This window comes from Streptomyces sp. NPDC047315 (genome assembly GCF_040643215.1).
GTDB lineage: Bacteria > Actinomycetota > Actinomycetes > Streptomycetales > Streptomycetaceae > Streptomyces.
Map to the genome: position 1 here is coordinate 1 of NZ_JBEYTZ010000116.1, position 1,290 is coordinate 1,290.

At 66.3% G+C, this 1,290-nt stretch carries 1 protein-coding gene and 1 pseudogene; both read left to right on the forward strand.

The genetic code is table 11. The features are described from left to right. Positions 1-62: 62 nt before the first annotated feature. Positions 63-176 (forward strand): annotated as a pseudogene (locus ABZ842_RS38815) (beta-ketoacyl synthase N-terminal-like domain-containing protein); the annotation flags it as partial. Positions 177-206: 30 nt separating this feature from the next. Continuing rightward, the coding region (locus ABZ842_RS38820; protein WP_361548592.1) for an acyltransferase domain-containing protein at positions 207-1,290 on the forward strand (1,084 nt) is incomplete at its 3' end.

The window sequence follows — 1,290 nt, forward strand, 5'->3', positions numbered from 1 at the left end:
GTTCGTCGTCGCTGGTGGCGTTGCATTCGGCGGTGCGGGCGCTGCGGGGCGGCGAGTGCTCCATGGCGCTGGTCGGCGGAGTCACCGTCATGCCGGTGCCCGACATGTTCGTCCGCTTCAGTCGACAGCGTGGGTTGGCCGCCGACGGTCGGTGTAAGGCGTTCTCGGAGGCGGCGGACGGGACTGGCTGGGCTGAGGGTGTGGGTGTGCTGTTGGTGGAGCGGTTGTCGGATGCGGTGGCGAAGGGGCACCGGGTGTTGGCGGTGGTGCGGGGTTCGGCGGTGAACTCGGACGGTGCCTCGAACGGTCTGACTGCTCCCAACGGGATCTCCCAGGAACGGGTGATTCGGGCTGCGTTGCGGGATGCGGGTTTGTCGGTGGGTGATGTGGATGTGGTGGAGGCGCATGGGACGGGTACGAGGCTTGGTGATCCGATCGAGGCGCAGGCGTTGTTGGCGACGTATGGGCAGGGGCGGGCTGGTGGCGAGCCTTTGTGGTTGGGGTCGTTGAAGTCGAACATTGGTCATGCGCAGGCTGCTGCTGGTGTGGCGGGTGTGATCAAGATGGTGTTGGCGTTGCAGCGGGAGGTGTTGCCGAGGACGTTGCATGTGGATGTGGCGTCGTCGCATGTGGATTGGGCTTCGGGTGCGGTGGAGTTGTTGACGGAGTCGCGGGGGTGGGTGCGGGAGGAGGGTCGGCTGCGGCGGGCTGGCGTGTCGTCCTTCGGTATCAGTGGCACGAATGCGCACGTGATTGTGGAGGAAGCACCGGGTGTGGTGGAGCCGGTGCGGGATTCGGCTGACTCGGATGGTGTGGTGCCGGTGGTGTTGTCGGCGCGGTCTGAGGGTGCGTTGGGGGAGTTGGCTGGTGGGTTGGTGGGGTGTGTTGAGCGTGGGGTTGGGTTGACGGAGCTGGGGGGTGGGTTGGTGTCGTCGCGGGCGGTGCTGGATCACCGGGCGGTGGTGGTTGCTGCTGATGGTGCCGAACTCGTCGAGGCGCTGACGGCTGGGTCATCGGGGTGGGTTTCGGGTGTCGCTGGTGGCGGCGTCACTGGTGTGGGGTGGTTGTTTTCGGGTCAGGGGTCGCAGCGGTGGGGGATGGGTCGGGAGTTGTATGGGCGGTTTGAGGTGTTTCGGCGGGTGTTTGATGAGGTTGCTGGTGTGGTGGAGGGGGCGTTGGGGTGGTCGGTGCGTGAGGCGTTGTGGGAGGGGCCGGAGGTGGGGGTGGATCGGACGGGAGTAGCTCAGCCTGGGTTGTTTGTTTTGGAGGTGGCGTTGGCTCGGTTGGTGG